Origin of the sequence: Thalassospira sp. A3_1 (assembly GCF_017744215.1) — a bacterium.
GTDB lineage: Bacteria > Pseudomonadota > Alphaproteobacteria > Rhodospirillales > Thalassospiraceae > Thalassospira > Thalassospira lucentensis_A.
The window spans coordinates 44,189-62,876 of the sequence record NZ_JAGHQQ010000003.1 but is presented as its reverse complement, the minus strand read 5'-3'; the positions used below and the strand labels follow the sequence as shown (position 1 = coordinate 62,876).

The 18,688-nt window shown below is 54.5% G+C and carries 21 protein-coding genes; 9 read left to right on the top strand and 12 right to left on the bottom strand.

The window, feature by feature from the left end; translation table 11 throughout:
* Positions 1-6: 6 nt before the first annotated feature.
* Together J7395_RS13745 and J7395_RS13740 are read right to left on the bottom strand one after the other, a co-directional pair.
* Positions 7-1,722: a reverse transcriptase family protein gene (locus tag J7395_RS13745; RefSeq protein ID WP_062953062.1), complete on the bottom strand. Its 1,716-nt coding sequence runs from the start codon at positions 1,720-1,722 to the stop codon at positions 7-9.
* A gap of 230 nt (positions 1,723-1,952) precedes the next feature.
* Complete coding sequence (locus tag J7395_RS13740) at positions 1,953-2,144, bottom strand: hypothetical protein (RefSeq protein WP_209221887.1); 192 nt, start codon at positions 2,142-2,144, stop codon at positions 1,953-1,955.
* Between the two features lie 251 nt (positions 2,145-2,395).
* On the opposite strand from J7395_RS13740, the gene J7395_RS13735 reads away from it, so the two are divergent.
* The 3 genes from J7395_RS13735 to J7395_RS13725 are packed head-to-tail and all read left to right on the top strand — an operon-like array spanning position 2,396 to position 5,131.
* Positions 2,396-3,817, top strand: a complete 1,422-nt coding sequence (locus tag J7395_RS13735) for an MFS transporter (protein ID WP_209221886.1) — start codon at positions 2,396-2,398, stop codon at positions 3,815-3,817.
* A 45-nt stretch (positions 3,818-3,862) separates the two neighbouring features.
* Positions 3,863-4,333, top strand: coding sequence for a MarR family winged helix-turn-helix transcriptional regulator (locus J7395_RS13730; protein WP_062953059.1), 471 nt, complete (start codon positions 3,863-3,865; stop codon positions 4,331-4,333).
* Between the two features lie 18 nt (positions 4,334-4,351).
* Positions 4,352-5,131 carry a siderophore-interacting protein gene (locus J7395_RS13725; protein ID WP_062953058.1) on the top strand — a complete coding sequence of 260 codons (780 nt, stop codon included), beginning with the start codon at positions 4,352-4,354 and terminating at the stop codon, positions 5,129-5,131.
* 8 nt (positions 5,132-5,139) lie between these two features.
* Here J7395_RS13725 and J7395_RS13720 read toward each other — a convergent pair whose 3' ends face one another.
* A complete protein-coding gene (locus tag J7395_RS13720) occupies positions 5,140-6,057 on the bottom strand; it encodes a LysR family transcriptional regulator (protein ID WP_085643553.1) in 918 nt (305 codons plus the stop codon).
* A gap of 148 nt (positions 6,058-6,205) precedes the next feature.
* Between J7395_RS13720 and J7395_RS13715 the strand changes: the two genes are divergently transcribed.
* Entirely contained in the window at positions 6,206-7,054 is an 849-nt protein-coding gene (locus tag J7395_RS13715) for an oxidoreductase (RefSeq protein WP_209221885.1), read from the top strand.
* Positions 7,055-7,068: 14 nt separating this feature from the next.
* Here the strand turns inward: J7395_RS13715 and J7395_RS13710 are convergent, their stop codons facing one another.
* The 3 genes from J7395_RS13710 to J7395_RS13700 form a co-directional block, all read right to left on the bottom strand.
* Entirely contained in the window at positions 7,069-7,722 is a 654-nt protein-coding gene (locus J7395_RS13710) for an exopolysaccharide biosynthesis protein (RefSeq protein WP_209221884.1), read from the bottom strand.
* A gap of 108 nt (positions 7,723-7,830) precedes the next feature.
* The gene (locus tag J7395_RS13705) at positions 7,831-8,508 is read right to left on the bottom strand and encodes a hypothetical protein (RefSeq protein WP_209221883.1); all 678 of its coding nucleotides are present in this window, start codon (positions 8,506-8,508) and stop codon (positions 7,831-7,833) included.
* Positions 8,509-8,677: 169 nt separating this feature from the next.
* Complete coding sequence (locus tag J7395_RS13700; RefSeq protein WP_062953055.1) at positions 8,678-8,896, bottom strand: DUF3126 family protein; 219 nt, start codon at positions 8,894-8,896, stop codon at positions 8,678-8,680.
* Between the two features lie 360 nt (positions 8,897-9,256).
* Here J7395_RS13700 and J7395_RS13695 point away from each other — a divergent pair, with 360 nt between their 5' ends.
* Together J7395_RS13695 and hpt are read left to right on the top strand one after the other, a co-directional pair.
* Positions 9,257-9,919 carry a glutathione S-transferase gene (locus tag J7395_RS13695; RefSeq protein WP_209221882.1) on the top strand — a complete coding sequence of 221 codons (663 nt, stop codon included), beginning with the start codon at positions 9,257-9,259 and terminating at the stop codon, positions 9,917-9,919.
* A 194-nt stretch (positions 9,920-10,113) separates the two neighbouring features.
* A complete protein-coding gene (hpt, locus tag J7395_RS13690; protein ID WP_062953053.1) occupies positions 10,114-10,650 on the top strand; it encodes a hypoxanthine phosphoribosyltransferase in 537 nt (178 codons plus the stop codon).
* A gap of 41 nt (positions 10,651-10,691) precedes the next feature.
* Here hpt and J7395_RS13685 read toward each other — a convergent pair whose 3' ends face one another.
* The 4 genes from J7395_RS13685 to J7395_RS13670 all read right to left on the bottom strand — a co-directional run bounded on the left by J7395_RS13685 (position 10,692) and on the right by J7395_RS13670 (position 13,906).
* A complete protein-coding gene (locus J7395_RS13685) occupies positions 10,692-11,189 on the bottom strand; it encodes a hypothetical protein (protein WP_209221881.1) in 498 nt (165 codons plus the stop codon).
* Entirely contained in the window at positions 11,186-11,479 is a 294-nt protein-coding gene (locus tag J7395_RS13680; RefSeq protein ID WP_062953051.1) for a DUF883 family protein, read from the bottom strand. The genes J7395_RS13685 and J7395_RS13680 overlap by 4 nt, the downstream gene beginning before the upstream one ends.
* A gap of 229 nt (positions 11,480-11,708) precedes the next feature.
* Positions 11,709-12,881 (bottom strand): 4-hydroxybenzoate 3-monooxygenase, encoded by a 1,173-nt coding sequence (gene pobA, locus J7395_RS13675; RefSeq protein ID WP_209221880.1) that lies wholly within the window; start codon positions 12,879-12,881, stop codon positions 11,709-11,711.
* A gap of 176 nt (positions 12,882-13,057) precedes the next feature.
* The gene (locus J7395_RS13670) at positions 13,058-13,906 is read right to left on the bottom strand and encodes a transporter substrate-binding domain-containing protein (RefSeq protein WP_209221879.1); all 849 of its coding nucleotides are present in this window, start codon (positions 13,904-13,906) and stop codon (positions 13,058-13,060) included.
* A 285-nt stretch (positions 13,907-14,191) separates the two neighbouring features.
* On the opposite strand from J7395_RS13670, the gene J7395_RS13665 reads away from it, so the two are divergent.
* Positions 14,192-15,022: an HAD hydrolase family protein gene (locus tag J7395_RS13665; protein ID WP_209221878.1), complete on the top strand. Its 831-nt coding sequence runs from the start codon at positions 14,192-14,194 to the stop codon at positions 15,020-15,022.
* Complete coding sequence (locus J7395_RS13660) at positions 15,015-16,247, top strand: hypothetical protein (protein ID WP_062953047.1); 1,233 nt, start codon at positions 15,015-15,017, stop codon at positions 16,245-16,247. The genes J7395_RS13665 and J7395_RS13660 overlap by 8 nt, the downstream gene beginning before the upstream one ends.
* A gap of 58 nt (positions 16,248-16,305) precedes the next feature.
* Here the strand turns inward: J7395_RS13660 and J7395_RS13655 are convergent, their stop codons facing one another.
* The gene (locus J7395_RS13655) at positions 16,306-17,145 is read right to left on the bottom strand and encodes an SDR family oxidoreductase (protein WP_209221877.1); all 840 of its coding nucleotides are present in this window, start codon (positions 17,143-17,145) and stop codon (positions 16,306-16,308) included.
* Between the two features lie 99 nt (positions 17,146-17,244).
* Here J7395_RS13655 and J7395_RS13650 point away from each other — a divergent pair, with 99 nt between their 5' ends.
* Positions 17,245-18,144, top strand: coding sequence for a LysR family transcriptional regulator (locus tag J7395_RS13650; protein WP_209221876.1), 900 nt, complete (start codon positions 17,245-17,247; stop codon positions 18,142-18,144).
* Positions 18,145-18,170: 26 nt separating this feature from the next.
* Here the strand turns inward: J7395_RS13650 and J7395_RS13645 are convergent, their stop codons facing one another.
* Positions 18,171-18,662: a hypothetical protein gene (locus J7395_RS13645; protein ID WP_062953044.1), complete on the bottom strand. Its 492-nt coding sequence runs from the start codon at positions 18,660-18,662 to the stop codon at positions 18,171-18,173.
* Positions 18,663-18,688 lie beyond the last annotated feature (26 nt).

Genomic DNA, 18,688 nt, shown 5'->3' with positions numbered 1-18,688 from the left:
GCTAAATTAAATTTTTAGCTTAGATTTGGAGAATGGGTTCCTTCGAGTGAAATGCTGGTTGGTCGTCAAATCGGATACAACCTTAATTTTGTCACGCAACATTTCGAATTGGAGGAATTTACGTGATTTAGCACCTCCGCTCACAGTCTGGTTATCCTTTATATATCCAGCAAAACATCCAAGCAAAAAATCTGGAACAGAAACCCCCAAGCACTCTTTCCCAACAAACGAAACATTTCCCTTAGGAAGAATAACTCGTTTATCATTTAAATGATAACTATTAACATAATCAACAACACCATAAATATCGTCATTACTTATTTTGCTATTTCTCTCTATTGATACAAAAACAATTGACCTATCTATTTTATAATAATTTCTCATGATAATATTCTTAAAATTTTCAATATATCTATCTCGATAATTACTCTCGCCAACTGCGTTAATAGATATATACCCATTAAAAGGAAGTATCTGAAGGCACTGAATAAATTCCTTCTTTAAGTCCTCGGTGCAATCGACATAATGAAGACCACGCTCTTTAATTAAGTCAACTTTACCATCAGACCATGGATTTGATAGAAAATTATCTAAAATCTCGAAAATTGAATTGTCAATTTCACGTTGTTTATTCGTCACCGATGCGGCAAGCGCTAAGTAATTAGTTCCATTGTGTGAAAATTCAGCTTCATCAATGATAATGTTGAACACTTCGTATTCTTGCTTATGCGCTGAAAAATATGGTCGAAAACCACTATCTCGGAGAATTTTTTGCCATATAGCATTAATTTCGAAAGATTTTCTAGGCTCATGATAGCTCACATAATGCACAAGCCCATCAATTCGGTTTACTTCTCTTTGAACATTCTCGTGCTCATGAATTCCTAAACGACCAAAATGATCATAAATTCCAAATTTATCCATGTAGTATAGTGATTTTCGAAGGTCTTTCTTTATCTTTCTTGGAACATGCGGGGCCTCCGTATCTGAAACACTTAACCCAGTTACGTAATGAGCTTGACCAGATTTGGAGAACTTTATCTTCTCGTGTGCCAAACTAAAATTATGCCTAGCAACTATTTCTTCGATATGACTTATCTCCGGCAAAATCTCATCACTAGAGAATGTTAAATCATCAACATATCTTGAATACTGACAATTGAACTTTTCCGCCAGATCCGACAATTCACAATCCATTTTGTGCGCAAGCACGTTGGCTATGACAGGACTGGTAGACAACCCCATTGGTAAACGAGATGAAATAGTGAGAAATCGAGAGAGAATTTGAGAAATTTTTTCGTCAACCCCACAAGAAACAAATAAAAGTCTTACTTTATCCGCACTGATACTATCAAAAAAATTGCACAGATCGGCATTCAATAAGTACTTTTTCCCAACATGTTTCTCGGCATTTCCACGTGTATTTCGGCCTCCCAAATACCCGTAAGAACAAGAATGTGGATAAGTTTCAATCTGTTTCTGGAAAAAAATATCAAGCTTTCGCGAAAAGCTTTTGTAAACGTCCCTTAAATCCATCAAGGCTTCCCAGACGACCCTTTCTCCTCGATTTGGATTCTTCTTAGGTATTTTGTGGCAAATAAATAGCGGCATGGACAGCATATAAATTCGGCTGTTCTGCTCAGAAAATGAATTGCTACTTTCAGAATCAAAATCCAGCACTAAGTCTAACAAATCAGACTTAACACCAATAAACCTCTCCAACTGATTTCTTTGAGAAACCGACGTTAAATCGTATTTAATATCAGTATCCCCATGGAAATTGAGCGGTTGGGACAGTACCGAACACCTAAGAAAGTGGTACTTTAACAGCAGATGCGACTCGCACCTTAAACCTTGTTCAAAAATACTGTCCCGATTACTTTTTAACAGAGATTATCAATTTATCAATTCAAGAAAAATGGTGTAATTTTGGCCCTACTTTAAAGCAACACTCAATGACAATGCACCGACCCCACCCTGTTATCCATATGGCAACACTGCCCCGGCGGGGAGCTTTTGCGGCAGCCGCCGCCATGTTCAACCGCCGGATCAAACGCGATTGAACCCTGTGCGGCATATGTCGGCACCGGCGCGGCCCCCATCGCAAACAGCGCACTGATCCCCAGAACCATCATCATTTTCATCAATCTGCCCTCCCTTAATCATCCCGAATGATACACCCCTAATATACCTTCGAACACTACCCCTAAGGACAGCACTAGAAGGACAGCCCCGAAAACAAGTTGACAAAATCAACCACATTTTATATTGGTTGATAAAGTCAACCATATAGCCGTGCCCGCAACCGCGATATCGGGTGGCATTTTGCCCTGCTTGCCCGCTCCTCGCGCCGCCTCTTGCCAGCGCACGCTTTGTTTTCGGAATGTTGCCCCACATGAAGATATCCAAAACCATCCACGCCGACGGATTGCCGCAGCCCCAGCGGTCCTTCGCCATGATCGCCGTGTTATTGACCGTCATGATGGCCGTGCTTGACGGGTCGATCATGAATGTCGCCCTGCCCGCCATCGCGCAGGATCAGAATGTCAGCCCGGCGCACGCCATCTGGGTCATCACCGCCTATCAATTGGCGGTTGTCGTCGCCCTGCTGCCCCTGTCCGCCCTTGGCGAGGCGATTGGCTTTCGCAAGGTCTATCTGGCCGGGATGGTGATTTTCGGCATTGCGTCCGCGCTTTGCGCCTATTCCCCCAATATCGAATTCCTGACATTCGCCCGCGTGTTGCAGGGATTGGGTGGTGCGGCGCTGATGAGCATCAACGCAGCCCTCATGCGCCACAGCGTCCCGCAGGCAAAGCTTGGCCGCGCCATCGGGCTGATTGCCATGGTTGTGTCAATCTCGGCTGCCGCCGGGCCGACCATCGCCTCGGCCATTCTGGCGGTGACGACATGGCACTGGCTGTTTCTGATCAATATCCCGATATCAATCGTGGCAATCGGCCTCGGCACATTCGCCCTGCCCTATACCAAACCGACCCGCACCCGGTTTGACTATATAAGCGCGTTTCTGAACGTGCTGGCATTCGGCGGGCTGATTTCGGCCCTTGGCAATGTCGGCACCCAAAGCCACCCGACGCTGATCGCCGGCCAGTTCGTGATAGCAATCACCGCCGGTTTCTTCCTTGTGCGTCGGCAATTTTCGCGCGAACGGCCGATGCTGCCGCTTGATCTGCTGGCCCGTCCGGTCTTTGCCTGCTCCATCGGGTCATCGATTGCCGGCTTTTGCGCGCAATTCATCGCCTTTGTCGCACTCCCGTTCTATTTCCATGACGTGCTGCATTATAGCGCGGTTGATACCGGCCTTCTGATGACGCCATGGCCCGTCGCCACCGCCATCATCGCCCCCATCGCCGGGCGGCTGGCTGATCGATATTCACCGATCCATCTGACCGGCATCGGCATGGGGATTTTTGCCATCGGCCTGTTTGCCGTCACCCTGATCCCGGCCGGAAGTCCCCATACCGCCCTTGCGATCATTGCCTGTCTGATGATCTGCGGCGTTGGCTTTGGCCTGTTCCAGTCACCCAACAACCGCCTGATGATGACAAGCGTCCCACGGGATCGAAGCGGCGGTGCCGGCGGCATGCTGGCCACCGCCCGTCTGACCGGGCAATCGGTTGGGGCCGCCCTTGCCGCCATCCTGATCGGCACGGGTGGCGCGTTTGATCTGACCGCGATCATGGGGGTTGCGGCGGGCTTTGCCCTGATCTCGGCCGCCATTTGCGAGGGCCGCAAATATGCCATCCGCACCGGCATCATCGCCCCGCATGGTGCGGATGCCGTCGCCAAGCAGTCATGACAAACCCCGCAACACCTTGCGCACCGGCAAGACAGAAACATATCGATGAGTAAGCCAATGGAAACGCCAGAAACCAACCCCGCAAATGCGCATGTCCCCGGCGAAACCCTTCACCGGCTGGTCCATGCCTTCAAGCGTGCGATGCGTGAAGGTTTGCAGGATGCCGATATGCCCTTGCCAATCTCGCAGATGCGCACGCTGAAATGGATCATCAAAAGCCCCGGCGTCACGGCACAGCAAATCGCCACCCGCACCGGGCAGGACAAGGGCCGCATCACGCGGCTTATCAAGGAACTCGAAGAAAACGGATTGATCGAACGCCGCCCCCATCCCGAAGACGGGCGAAGCCAGACCCTGCATTTGACGCCAAAGGGCGATGCGCTGATGGAAGAATATCGTGCCGTAGAAGCCAAAATCCGCACGCGCATGGCCACCGGTTTAAGCCAGAAACAAATCACGGATTTCAACGAAATTGCCAGCCTGATGGCCGACAATCTGGAATCTGAAAACAGATAATCCCTACAGGAGCTTGGAATGAACAGACCAGCACCCCGCGATCTGACCGTGATCCGCAAAACCTATGTCACGCCCAACATGCTGCGCGTGACCCTGGGCGGTGACGGCATCGCATCCTTCCCCGACGATCAGGAAAGCGCCTATGTCAAACTGATCTTCCCGATTGACGGCGATGAAAAGGACCGCGTTCTGCGCCGGACCTATACCGTGCGCCATGACCGCATCACCGATCAGGGCCGCGAGATCGATATCGATTTCGTCATGCATGGCGATGGTTCCGATGATAACGATCACGGCGGCCCGGCCTCGAACTGGGCGGTCAATTGCAAACCCGGCGATCTGATCACCATCGGGGGCCCCGGCCCGAAAAAGCTGGTTGATCCGACCGCCGACTGGTTCCTGATTGTCGGCGATATGACGGCCCTGCCCGCCATTTCGGTCAATCTGGAAACGCTGTCATCCGATGCGCGCGGTTACGCCGTGATCGAAATCGCGTCCGAGGCCGACATGCAGGATTTGCAAAAGCCCGAAAACGTCACCATCGAATGGGTGATCAACCCGCATCCGGGCGAAAATGCCAATGCCCTGCCCGATGTCGTGAAAAAACTGCCCTGGGCCGATGGCCGCCCGTCGGTCTGGGCCGCATGTGAATTTACCGCGATGAAAATGCTGCGCGATCATTTCCGCAATGATCGGGGGCTTGGCAAGGATGATCTTTATATCTCAAGCTACTGGAAACTTGGCCTGAACGAAGACAACCACAAGGTCATCAAGGCCGAGGACGCGCAGGCCGCCTGACATGCGGGCTATGCGTCGCGGCCTTCCTGATGGCAGTGACGCAGAAAATCGATCAAGGCACGAACAGCGGGCGGTGTCGCCCGCTGCTTCGGATAATAAAGATACCAGCCCGGAAAGGGCGGTGAAAATTCTTCCAGAACCGGCACAAGCGACCCGTCATCGATCATCGGCTGCATCCAGCGCGACGACCAATAGGCAAACGCAATCCCCACCCCCTGTGCCGCTGCCTTTAACGCCGTATCGCGATGCGACACGATCAGTGGCCCATCAACCGCAACGCTGATCCATCGCCCGTCAACGCAAAATTCCCAGTTATAAAGCTTCCTGCGCCCCGGTTTGCGCCAGTTGATGCATTTATGCCCGTGCAAATCGGCTGGTGTTTGCGGCACCCCATATCGCGCCAGATAATCGGGCGACGCCACGGCAAGTTGATGGATATCCGGGCCAAGCCTGACCGCGACCATATCCTTCTGCAACAACTCGCCAAGCGTAATGCCAAGATCATATCCGGCATCCACGATATCAAGCGGCGCATCCTCGATCACAAGTTCCAGGACCACATCGGGATATTTTTCGTGAAACGCACCAAGCCACGGCTCGATCTGGGTGGCAAGCGCAAGCCTTGGCAGCAAAAGCCGCACCGTCCCCGCCGGTCGCCCCTGAAACTGCATGATATCTTCCACCGCAAAGGCCATTTCAGCCATCGCCGGACGAAACCGTTCAAAAAGCCGTTTTCCTGGCTCGGTCAGCGACGTGCTGCGCGTGGTTCGCTGCAAAAGGTTCACACCCAGCCGGTCTTCAAGATTGCCAATCGTCTGGCTTAACGACGATGCCGAAATGCGCAGCCGTGCCGCCGCACGCCTGAAATTGCCTTCTTCGACCACGGCAACAAAGGCTTCAAGTTCGGCATATTCCCGCCCGCGCATAATGCACTCCTTTTTAAACAGTCCATGCAGACTTTAACCCATATACCAAACAATCAGATATCACTAGCCTTGGTCATCACATCCCAACACATCACGTTCCCAAGCCTGCCTCGCATGGCTTGCCTGACTGCACAAAGGACCATCGCAAATGACCACGAATACAAATCCGAAAAACATCCTGATCACCGGCGTCAGCTCCGGCTTTGGCCGCGCCTTTGCCATGGCCGCAATTGCCGAAGGCCACCATGTCATCGGCACGGTCCGCAAACAGGCCGACCTTGCCGCCTTCACCGCCCTGTCCCCGGCACAGACCACCGGCGTCATCCTTGATGTGACGGATTTTGAGGCGATCCCCGGCGCGATCAAGCAGATCGAAACCGATATCGGCCCGATTGACGTTCTGATCAACAATGCCGGATATGGTCACGAAGGATTGCTCGAAGAATCCCCGCTGGCCGAACTCGAAGCCCAGTTCCGGGTCAATGTGTTTGGCGCGGTCGCGATGATCAAGACCGTCCTGCCCCATATGCGCCAACGCAGACGCGGCCATATCCTCAATATCACCTCGATGGGCGGCTTCATCACCATGCCCGGCATTTCCTACTATTGCGGCAGCAAATTCGCCCTCGAAGGCATCAGCGAAACACTTGCCAGCGAAGTCGCCGGGCTTGGCATTCATGTCACCGCGATTGAGCCGGGCTCATTTCGCACCGACTGGGCCGGGCGTTCCATGGTCCGCTCCGACCGCAGCATTTCCGATTATGACGCCCTGTTTGATCCGATCCGCGATGCCCGCCAGAAGAAAAGCGGCAATCAGGCCGGTGATCCCGCCAAAGCCGCAAAGGCGGTGATGGATATCCTGAACGTCCCCAATCCGCCGGTGCATCTGTTGCTGGGGCGCGATGCGCTGTCGCTGGGGCGCACCAAACTTGATGACCTGCAGCGCGAATTCACCCAATGGGAACACATCACCACATCAACGGATTTCGACGCATAATTGCCAGCGCGGCATCACGCCGCCAGTGCCGTCACGCTATACCATGTCAGGCCCGCAATCCCGGTTGCCGCCACCCCGCCAACCAGTATCCCGGCGGCAATCGCCACCCCGTCTGACAGCACAAGTCCAAGACCGACAACGACAAGGCAAAGTGCCGGGATGCTATTCGCACCGGGAACCGGGATCGGGATGGCAATGATGAAGGCAATGACAAGACAGATCAGCCCGATCACCGGCATGCGCTGTGCCGGGACAAAGAACTGCCAGCGATCCGACATCCGGTTTTCAAGCCAGATCAGCCGTGGCCGCATATGCCGGTAAAGCCCGCCGAGGCGACGGCGGCCAATCCTGCGGCGGCGCATCCAGTCGGGCAGATAAAGTTTTTTCCGCCCGATCACCAGTTGCAGCGCCAGAAACGCCAGCGGAATGGTCAGGATCGCGTTCGGTCCCGGTACCGGCACACAGGCAATCAGCGCAAACAGGACAATCAACGCCCCCTGGCTTTTCTCACCCATAGCATCAAACAGCGCGCCCAGGCTGATATCGGGGCTGATGTCATTTGCTTCGCCCTGCGCGGGCACCACACCGGCACCATCATTCAACATTGCATCAAAGATCGATGAAAGCCTTGCCCCGTCTTTGGGAAGCGGATCGTCGGTTCGTGTCATGATATTCCGTAACTGATTGCGATCACCCCCTGATATGTCCAACGATTGTGATCAATCCGTGGCGATATGATGAAATGGCTGGCCGGGATCCCCTTGCCTTTTCCCGGCTCAGATATATTGCGAATGCAGTCTGCCCATCTCGCGCCGCGCGAAAAAGCCGGTATGCTGCGTGGTTTTGATTTCTTCGGGACGCAGCCGGAATTCCCGGTCATAGACAAAGGTTCGGCTGGCCCCGATCACACCCTTTTCGGAACTGTAAACACCGATCACGATGATCTCGATCCGGCAATCGCGATCCCGGCCTGGGAATTTCTGTTCGTTATCGTCCGATGTTCTTGCGATCTGGCGGCGCACCCGGGCCAGCAGACGATTGACCGAACCAAGTTCGATACATTTCCCCGGCGGCAATGGCCCCTGCAGGGTAACATCGTCAAGCCGTTCGGAAAGCGCACGGCTTTCATCCATCCCGTCATGCGCCCCGTCCTCGTTTCGGGCATCATATCCCTCGCCGGGTTCGGCATCAGTGATGACCTGACAGACACGGTCATTGCCGTTATCAATGCACAGCAAAACCGTTTCGATATGGATGGCTTCCTGGCTCATGTTACTGATCAGGAACCGCGCGGTTTGCGCATGATCAAGCAACTGGTTGATCACGATTTTGGGGCGTCTGGCCCGGCGATAGCTTTGAAAAAGCAGTTGGGCATAGAAAATCCAGACCAGCAATGTCGCAAAGCTGATCAGTATCTGAAGCATTGTGCCGTGCTGCTCTATCCATGCGATCATCGATACCTCGTCTAACGGTGGCGAAATGTGCAGGCTGCACGCGGGCCTTGGCGGCCCCGTTAACGAACGTATCAGCGGGCATTTTGTTTCAAACCGCGCCATGCCCAAACAAAAACGCCCCGGCCATGATTGGCACGGGGCGTTTTGCAGAACCTTGTGGCAACCGGTCTTAGGGGGCCGGCGGCAGGTCTTCTTCAAGGATCACAATATTCAGCGAATAGCTGACTTCGCCTTCGTCCTCGTCACGATGCACAACACCGACAAATTCGTCGCCAACGCGCATTTCAATCGGGTGGCCTTTGCGCTTGGGCGCATCGACGGCAATTTTCGGATTATCAAAAGTACGGCGCAGATAATCGGTAACGCGCGCGATTTCGGTCGGTGTCATGTAACTGGTCCCTTGCTTCTGTCAGGTCGGCTTTGGTCTTCTGACCGCGTTCGGGGCAAACGGCGCGGCATGCGCGCCAGCACGTCCCCCAGCGGGTCTTGCGAAATAAATGACGGGCATTGTCCTTTCACAAACTGTGCCATGAAATCAACCCCGCTTGCGCAAAAAAGGGGCGTTTGACCCAAGTTTTTTACCTTAACGCTTTCGGGCGATCCCGTTTTGCCCTTGCCGCGAAATGAATATCCCGTCTTTCCCTTTCCAGAACATGGGAAGGTTGTGGGTGAATGTCTAACGCATGACAATGGAATTTGTGCCCGATAAGCGGTTGCAATGCGGTGCGCCAAAGGCTAATCGGGTAATATGAGCAAGCAAACAGCATGTCCGGTTTTATACAGTTTCCGTCGCTGCCCCTATGCGATGCGCGCCCGCATGGCCCTGCTGGCAAGCGGGATGGATGTCGAACTGCGCGAAGTTGTTCTGCGCGACAAACCCCAATCCATGATCGATGCATCGCCCAAGGCCACCGTGCCCGTGCTGATCCTGCCCGATGGCAGCGTGATCGATGAAAGCCTTGAAATCATGGTCTGGGCGCTGGCGGAAAATGATCCGGAAAAATGGCTCGAACCCGAAAGCGGCACGCTCGAAGACATGCTGGCCCTGATTTCGCAAAATGATGGCCCGTTCAAACATCATCTGGACCGCTATAAATATTTCAACCGCTACGAGGACGCGGACCCGGTCGAACATCGCCGTGATGCGGAAAAAATCCTGAACCGGCTAGATGGCCGTCTGGCGGTTGGCAAATATCTGTTTGGCACCCGCCCGGCCTTGGCCGATTTTGCGATTGCACCCTTCGTCCGACAGTTCGCCAATACCGACAGGGATGCGTTTGATGCAGCACCCTTTGTCCATCTGCAACGCTGGCTTGATGATTTCCTGAATTCCCGCTGGTTTGAAACCGCGATGGTCAGATATGACCAATGGCACGAAGGCGATGAACCGGTGATTTTCAAAGCCGCCTGACCCACCCCATCTGCCAATTTCCATCTGATGAAAAAGCCGTCGTATAGATATGCGCCCTGTTGCACAATCAGGGCGCGCAACAGGGTATGAATTTTACGGGATTATACTTCTGTTACCATTCACGGGCTGGTCATGGGGGGCGGCTTGTGATAGCAAGCGGGAAATCATCCCATAACGCTTCAGGACCGAGATTGATGGCCGATTATGATGTCAAGCCGCTGATAACGGCGGACGAAATTGCCACACAGATCGATGCGCTTGCCGCCAGGATCAATGAAAACTTCAAGGATACCGAAAAACTGATCGTTGTCGGTCTGCTGCGCGGATCGTTCGTTTTCATCGCCGATCTGGCCCGCAAACTGACCGTTCCGGTCGAAGTCGATTTCATGGTCGCCTCAAGCTACGGCGATTCCACCGAAAGCTCGCGCAATGTCCGCATCATCAAGGATCTTGATGGTCAGATCCGCGGCAAGGACGTGCTGCTGGTCGAAGACATCATCGATACCGGCTATACGCTTTCGGAAGTGGTCCGTTTGCTTAAAACCCGCGATCCGAACCGGCTTGAAATCTGCACCCTGCTGAACAAGCCGTCACGTCGCGAAGTCGAAATTCCGATCCATTATTGCGGCTTTGACATTCCCGATGAATTTGTCGTCGGCTATGGCATTGATTACGCTCAGGCCAACCGCAACCTGCCCTTTATCGGCACGGTGCATTTCCACGGCGAATAAGGTTTCGGCAATCTGAAATAAAAATGGCGGGAACCATATGGTTATCCCGCCATTTTTGTATCCGTTTCTGATGCTGGTGCTGGACGGTCCGCATCGTCATTACCCGCCGCATTGGGAAAATCAAACGCGCCAAGATCGGATAAATCCCGCGCCAGCTTGTCCAGCCCCGCCTGCATGCGTTTCGGGTCGCCCTGCCCGGTGGCATAACCGGCGGATGCCGCATGGATCAGCATATCAAACAGCATCGCATCCTCGCTGCGTGCCGGTGCTTTTGCAGAACCACTCTGCCTGGCCACCGCATCGCTCGGATCACGCTGCATCATGACCGCAAGTGCGACAAGGCCAAGGGCGATCAAACCCGCACCAATGCCGGTTGCAGCCGCAATCGCCCCGAACTTCGCGGCAAGCCCGACATAGGCCGCCGCCAGCAAAAACCCGATACCGGTCAGAACGATCAGGCCGATCGCGGCAAAAGCCGCAAGCTTGATTGCCGCGGCTCTTGCCATCTCACCGATTGCGTCGGTCAGTTGGTCGATCATTTCTGCAACAGACGGCCGACCAGCATGCCGACACCAAATGTCAGGGCAACCGTCGTCAACGGGCGCTCACGCACCTGATCCACCGCGACTTCGCGCGCATGGTCAAACTGGTCACGTGCCTGGCCCGATACTTCACGGACACGTTCGGCTGCGGCCTGTGCCTTGGTTCTTGCGCTTTCGTTACCCATCGCCTTAAGCGTCTTGGTAACCTCCGAAAGATCCTTGCGCAGGGCATCAACATCAGCCTGCAGTTTGGCATTGTTGGCGGCAGTTTCAGTATTGGCAGCCATTTCGTGCTCCTGTCTTCATTGGGATATTCGTTTTCAACACCCCTTTAACGGCACAGGCACCCTCATGGTTCCCCAAAAGATTATGATCATTTCGGGGCAGGCCCGGCAAGACAGGGCGCAGGCTTTGCCGCACCTTTAAAAAACAGAACGGCCCGTCGTGGGAACGGGCCGTTCATCCCTTGCAGAAATCTGGGCGGATTACGGAGCGTGGGGCTCCGAACCATGCCGATCAGTAAGGCAAACCGACATAGTTTTCTGCAAGCGTCGTCAAACCTGCCTTCGATGACAGGATATATTCCAGTTCGGCGCGGCGAATACGGCCGTCAAAATCGTGATGGTCATCAAATGTGTGCAGCATCGATGTCATCCACCAGCTAAACCGTTCCGCCTTCCACACGCGCGCAAGCGCGGTATCGGAATAGGCGTCAAGCAAATCATCCCGGTTCTGCTTGAATTTCCCGATCAAGGCCTCGGACAGGTAATGAACATCACTCGCCGCAAGGTTAAGCCCCTTGGCCCCGGTCGGCGGCACGATATGCCCCGCATCGCCCGCCAGGAACAGACGCCCGTGGCTTAGCGGCTCGGCAACAAAGCTTCGAAGCGGTGCGATGCTTTTTTCAAACACTTCGCCCTCATTCACCAGTTCGGCATCGGCCTCGCCAAGCCGGACCCGAAGCTCGTTCCAGAACCGGTCATCCGACCAGTCTTCGATCTTCTCGCTGCTCGGCACCTGCACATAATGGCGCACAACACTCTCGGATCGCATCGAACAAAGCGCAAATCCCCGGTCATGGCTGGCATAAATCAGCTCGTCCGCCACCGGCTTGGCCTTCGCCAGAACACCCAGCCAGCCAAACGGATAAACCTTTTCATAAGTCCTGAGTTTCGATGACGGCATCGTCTGCCGCCCGACCCCGTGGAACCCGTCGCAGGCCGCAATATAATCGCAGGTCAGTTCGACCGGATTGCCATCCTTGACATATCGAACACGCGGTTTGTCAGTCTCGATATCATGCAGGCTGACATCCTCCGCCTCGAACACGATCTCGCCACCATGATCAAGGCGGGCCGCGATCAGATCCTTGGTCACCTCGGTCTGGCCGTAAATCATCACGGTCGATCCACCGGTCAGTTCTTCGATATTCACATGCTGGCGCTTGCCATTGACACTGATATAGATCCCGCCATGAATGATGCCCTCGCGCTTCATGCGGGCATCAACGCCGACCCGCTCCATCAGGCCAACCGTCCCCATCTCAAGAACACCGGCCCGGATGCGCCCCTCGACATAGGCGCGGTCCTTGCGTTCAAGGATCACACTGTCAATTCCCTGCACATGCAGCAAATGCGAAAGCAGCAACCCCGAAGGACCGCAGCCGATAATGGCGACAGGGACATGCATGACGTAATCCTCACTCGACTATTCTTGTTGGTTTTCTGGAACAAGAACCGTTCCAACAAGGAAAGAATACGCCTGATTTCACACGGGAAGAATGGATAAACCGGGAAAAGGATGGGACAAATCGAACATCTATATCCGAACGATTATATCAACATATCGCACCGGTTTTACAAATCTCAGTTCGGCACAGACTGATTTTCGCCAGATTTTTTGCAGACACCCCATCGGCGGCACATCGACTGCCCGTTCGGCGTGTCGAGAAACCGGTCGAAGGCATCCCGCAAGGCCGGACCCATCGGATGATTTCGGGAAAACAGGATGAACATATCGTCCGATTGCACCGGCTGTGTGGTGGTGTAATTCGCCACGGCCTCCTCGCCCAGAATACGCTTCATGTCCTGCCAGCCGACCTGCTCCTCCTCGAAAAAGATATCGGCCCGGCCGGCATCAAGAAACCGCCACGCAGCTTCCGATGATGTAACAATATCCGCCTCAATCCCGTGGCGGCGAAACTCCACCTCGTACCAGTAACTCGCCACACCGACCGGGCGCAGCCCCAGCGGATCAAGATCGGCAATCCGGTCTATCTCCAGTCCGTCGGGAAAACGGGATTTTTTATAGAACCCTTTTTGATAGGCCCGTGCGACCGGATGGTCGGGATAAATGATTTCCGCCGAACGTTCCGGCGTCCAGATCCAGCTAAAGGTGGCGGCATATTCGCCCCGTGCGGTCAATTCATAGGCCCGGCGCCACGGCAAAAAGATATAGCGCACCCGATACCCCATCGCGACGAATGCTTCGGTTACGCGCTCTGTATGGATGCCAAAACCCGGTACGTTTTCCGTGATCATCGGCGGCCATTCGCCAACCGCAAACAGCACTTCCGGTTTTGGTTGTGATCTTTCCGGGCCTGCGTTCCCTTCCTGCGCAACAGCCCCGGAAATGCCCCAGACCGTCCCCCAAACGATCTGCAACAGCATCACCAGCCACCGTGGCGCGATAACGCCCGTCTGTCTTTTCCCCACGCCCTGCTCCTGCATGGTTACGGCATTGAATGCCGCCTCACCCCGATAAGTCGATTTTATTGTTTTTCGGCATTTGTTTATGTTGATACGCCGTGCCTGACATTAAACGACAGAAATCACAGTTTTTATAGCGTCGAATTAAAATGCATTTAATTTCATCAACATGAAACATCGCATAAAATTTAATCTTTCGGCTGTCGCCCTGCCCGGACCTGTGTGCTAAGGTAACTTCCGGTCACTGCACCGGCCCCGTCAAAAGCCTTCTGAAACCGACCAAACGGGACGATGACAGAAAACAGTCACTACGTAATCTTCACCGATCTTGACGGCACCCTGCTTGATCATGACACCTATTCCTGGGCCCCGGCGGCCCCGGCGATTGCCCGCGTAAAAAAGCTTGGCATTCCCCTGATCGCGATCTCGTCAAAAACCCTGGCCGAACTTTCCCATATCAATGCCACCGATCATCTGTTTGATGGATTGATCGGCGAAAATGGCGGTGTCATCCGTCTGGGTGATCAGACCGAACAACCCGGCCCTGCCACCGAAACCATCGATGCCGCCCGTGGTGCGATCCGGGCGGCCGTTGCGGTTCCGGTACAAAGCTTCCGCACCTCATCGCCCGACATCATCGCCGATGCCACCGGGCTTGCGATTGATGATGCCGCGCGCGCCGGGGATCGTTTCTGTTCCGACCCGCTGATCTGGCAACCCGATGATGCCGATATCGCAACCGCCCGGACCATTGCCGAAACATTCGGCCTGAAACTGGTCAAGGGCGGGCGCTTCCACACCCTTTGCGGCCCGACCGACAAGGGGGCCGCAATGGCCCGCATGCTGGAACTATTGGGCCAAAACGGCGTTATTCCCTCAACGGGTATCACGCCGCGCACAATCGCATTGGGGGATTCCGCCAATGACGCCACCATGCTGGCGGCGGCCGATTTCGCAATCCAGATACCGCAAAAACATGCTTCGGTAACAACCGCATTGATAAAGGATCAGAAACTGATCATCGCCCCGGAACCCGGCCCTTCGGGCTGGAATGCAGGCGTCAACGCCCTTCTCGATCAATTGACCAATACCAATAACAAAAGCGAGGTACTTCATGGCTGATTTTCATCAGGGCGGGCCGATCACGACCCTGCACCGCATCATCGACCGCAACCCCGAAGAACTCGCTTATGAAATGACCGCCTTCGCCCGCCAGCGTCGGCAAACCCTGATCCTGCCCTGCCTGTATTCCGAACTTGAAACCCCCGCCATGACCACGATCCTCGAAGGATTGAAACAGGCCACCTATATCGATCAGATCGTCGTCGGGCTGGACCGGGCCGATGCCACCCAATACGCCTATGCCCGGGAATTTTTCAAGGACCTGCCACAGCATGTCCGCATCCTGTGGAATGACGGCCCGCGCCTGCGCAGCGTCCATGATCGCTTGGCCGAATATGATCTGGCCCGCTATGAACCGGGCAAGGGCCGCAATGTCTGGTATTGCCTTGGCTATACGCTGGCATCCGGGCGAAGCTCGGTCATCGGCATTCATGATTGCGACATCGCAACCTACAAGCCCGATCTGCCCGCCCGCCTGATGTATCCGATTGCCAACCCGGCATTCAATTTCGCCTTTGCCAAGGGATACTATGCCCGCGTTGCCAATGGCACGCTCAAGGGCCGGGTCTGCCGCCTGTTTGTCACCCCGCTGATCCGCGCGCTTAAACAGGTGGTCGGCAAAACCGAATTTCTCAATTACCTTGATTGCTTCCGCTATTCGCTGTCCGGCGAAATGGCCATCCGCACCGACGTTGCCTATGGCCTGCGGGTTGCGTCCGACTGGGGGCTTGAAATTTCAATGCTCTCGGAAATGTATCGCAACCATACGGTCCACCGTCTGGCACAGGTCGATATCGCCGATATCTATGATCACAAGCACCGCGAATTTGACCCGGCCGAAAAGGATGACGGCCTGTCACGCATGGCAAGCGACATCGCCAAATCCCTGTTCCGCAAACTCGCAACCCAGGGCACCGTTTTCTCGCACGAAACCTTCCGCACGCTCAAGGCCACCTATTACCGCACCGCCCTTGACCTGATCGAACAATACCGCGCGGACGCGCTGTTTAACGGCCTTAAAATCAATCGCGACGAAGAAGAAAAATGTGTCGAGGTCCTGGCCGAAGTCATCATGAGTGCCGGGCAGCACTACCTTGATAACCCGCTCGAAAGCCCCTTCATCCCAAGCTGGCAGCGCGTTGAAAGTGCCATGGACGATATCTTCGAACAGCTTTCGGCTGCCGTCGAAGACGACCTGAACGATGCCGGAATTGGCAAAAACTGATGGGCCAAAAACCAAAAGGGCAGCCGCCAGGCTGCCCTTTTTCTTTGCCCATGGTCCCTTAACCCGGCATGTCGGCCTCAAAGAAACCGCGCATATGGGCCATGTAATCTTCGTCGCTGTTATGCTGGCGCGCCTTGATGAAACCGCGCGCATCGTCACCAACAAAATACCGTAGCTGGCGGCTGTCATCGGTTACGGCCTGCACGACAACCCCCGCAACATAACCTGCACTCATCAATCGGCCACCGGCCATTTTCCCGAACATCGCACGGGTTCTGGCAAGAAACGCATCATAGTCTTTCAGCCGGTCATCCGAAACGAAGTCTGCCGCAGACCTCTCGTGGAAACGGGTCTGATCAATCCCGCCATGCGGAATGACCAGCTTGGCGATGATATTCTGGGATGCCAGTTCATAGGATAGCGCTTCGGTAAAGCCATCAAGCGCGAACTTGCTCGCACAATATGCCGAAATCATCGGCAATCCGAAAATCCCCGCACCGGAACTGACATTCACGATCACCCCGCCACCTTTCGCCCGGAAATGCGGCAAGATGGCACGTGTTACATCCATCACGCCAAACACGTTCACATCAAACTGGCGCTGTATCCGGTCACGATCAAGGGCCTCGAACAAACCATACTGGCCAAAACCGGCATTGTTGACCAATGCATCAATGCGCCCAAACCGCGCGATGCCCGCATCCACCGCCGCCGTGATTGATGAAATGTCCTCGACATCCAGCCGCAATACCATCACCTGATCGGCATGACGGAAATCCGGCACCTTGTCCGGATCACGCAGGGTCGCAATCACGTTCCAGCCTGCTTCAGCAAACAGGTCGACGGATGCATACCCGACCCCTGATGATGTCCCGGTAATCAAAACCGTCTTTGGCATTGCTTTCTCCTTTGGCAATTCGATAGGCCAAAGGTAGACAGTCTTTATTATTCTGATAATTGCGATATTATTGCATAAACTAATGCAGGATTTCGCACAATGTACCGCGCAAGCCTTCTGGAACTTCATGGTGTTACCGCCGTCGCCGCGCATCGCAACTTCCGGGTCGCGGCTCAGGAACTGGGGATTTCGCCCTCGGCGCTCAGCCATGCGATTTCGATGCTCGAAACCCGCATTGGTGTGCGGCTGTTTAACCGCACGACCCGAAGCGTTGCGCTGACCGATGCCGGAACCGCCTTTCTTGATCGCATCACCCCCGCCCTTCACGATATTTCGGCGGCCATGGAAACCGCTAATCTTTATCGTGACAAGCCGATTGGCACACTGCGCATCAACACATCCGAAGACGCCGCAACCCTGACCCTGATGCCGATCATCAATGATTTTCTCGCCCGCTATCCCGACGTTAAAATAGACATCGTCACCGAAGGACGGCTGATCGATATCGTCGCCGACGGCTTTGATGCCGGTATCCGGCTGCTTGAAAACGTCCCCCAGGATATGATCGCCATCCCCGTCGGGCCGGAACAGCGTTTTGTCGTTGTTGGCACACCCGACTATTTCAAATCCCATCCGGCGCCAAGAACCCCGACCGATCTCGCCAGTCATGCCTGTGCAAGGCTGCGATTGCCCGGTGGCAGCATCTATCGATGGGAATTTGAACGCCGGGGTGAGCAGATGCGCATTGACGTCAATGGTCCGCTGACCATCGGCAGTTCAAAACTGATCACCGAGGCCGTCCTTGCCGGAAAAATGCTGGGTTACGTCATTGAACATTCTGTGGCCGAACATCTCAAAACCGGGCATCTCGTCACCTGCCTCGAAGACTGGACACCACCCTTCCCCGGCCTGCATCTTTATTATCCGGGGCATCGCCACGTCCCTGCGGCCTTGCGCGCCTTTATCGACCTTCTGAAAGAACATCGCCGTATGGCATGATTGATCGCCATCAACACCGGCAAAGGTCAGATATCATACTGGTATTCATAGTCGAACCGGATGCCAAGTATCTGGTCGACAGGATAGCCATCCCGGTTCCGCGTACGCACCGGCAGAAGAACGCGCAGCCAATGCTGATCGGCGCGCACGGCAAGGGTAACATGGTAAAATGTCGGCTGCCCGCACATCATGGTATTGAACAATGCCGCCGTCAGGCAGGACCCGTATTTCATATCGATCTCGCGCGGGCTGGCACGCTGAAAGCTTTCGCCGTTCAACGCCACAATCGACGGCGCATCAATCCGCACAACGAAATCTTCCTTTAACGGCATATATTCATAGATGGTGATATCGTCGATCCACGGGCGCAATCGCTCTGCGGTCAGAATGTCGCGCGACGGTACAATCTGCTCCGGATCTTCTGCGCGCGCCTCATACCAGACCCTGACCAGATCGGTAACATGCGGTCCGATATTTTCGGGTAATTCATCAAGTTCGAAATCTGTCGTCTCGGCCATTCTGCGGTGTGACCTTCTGCCTCTCC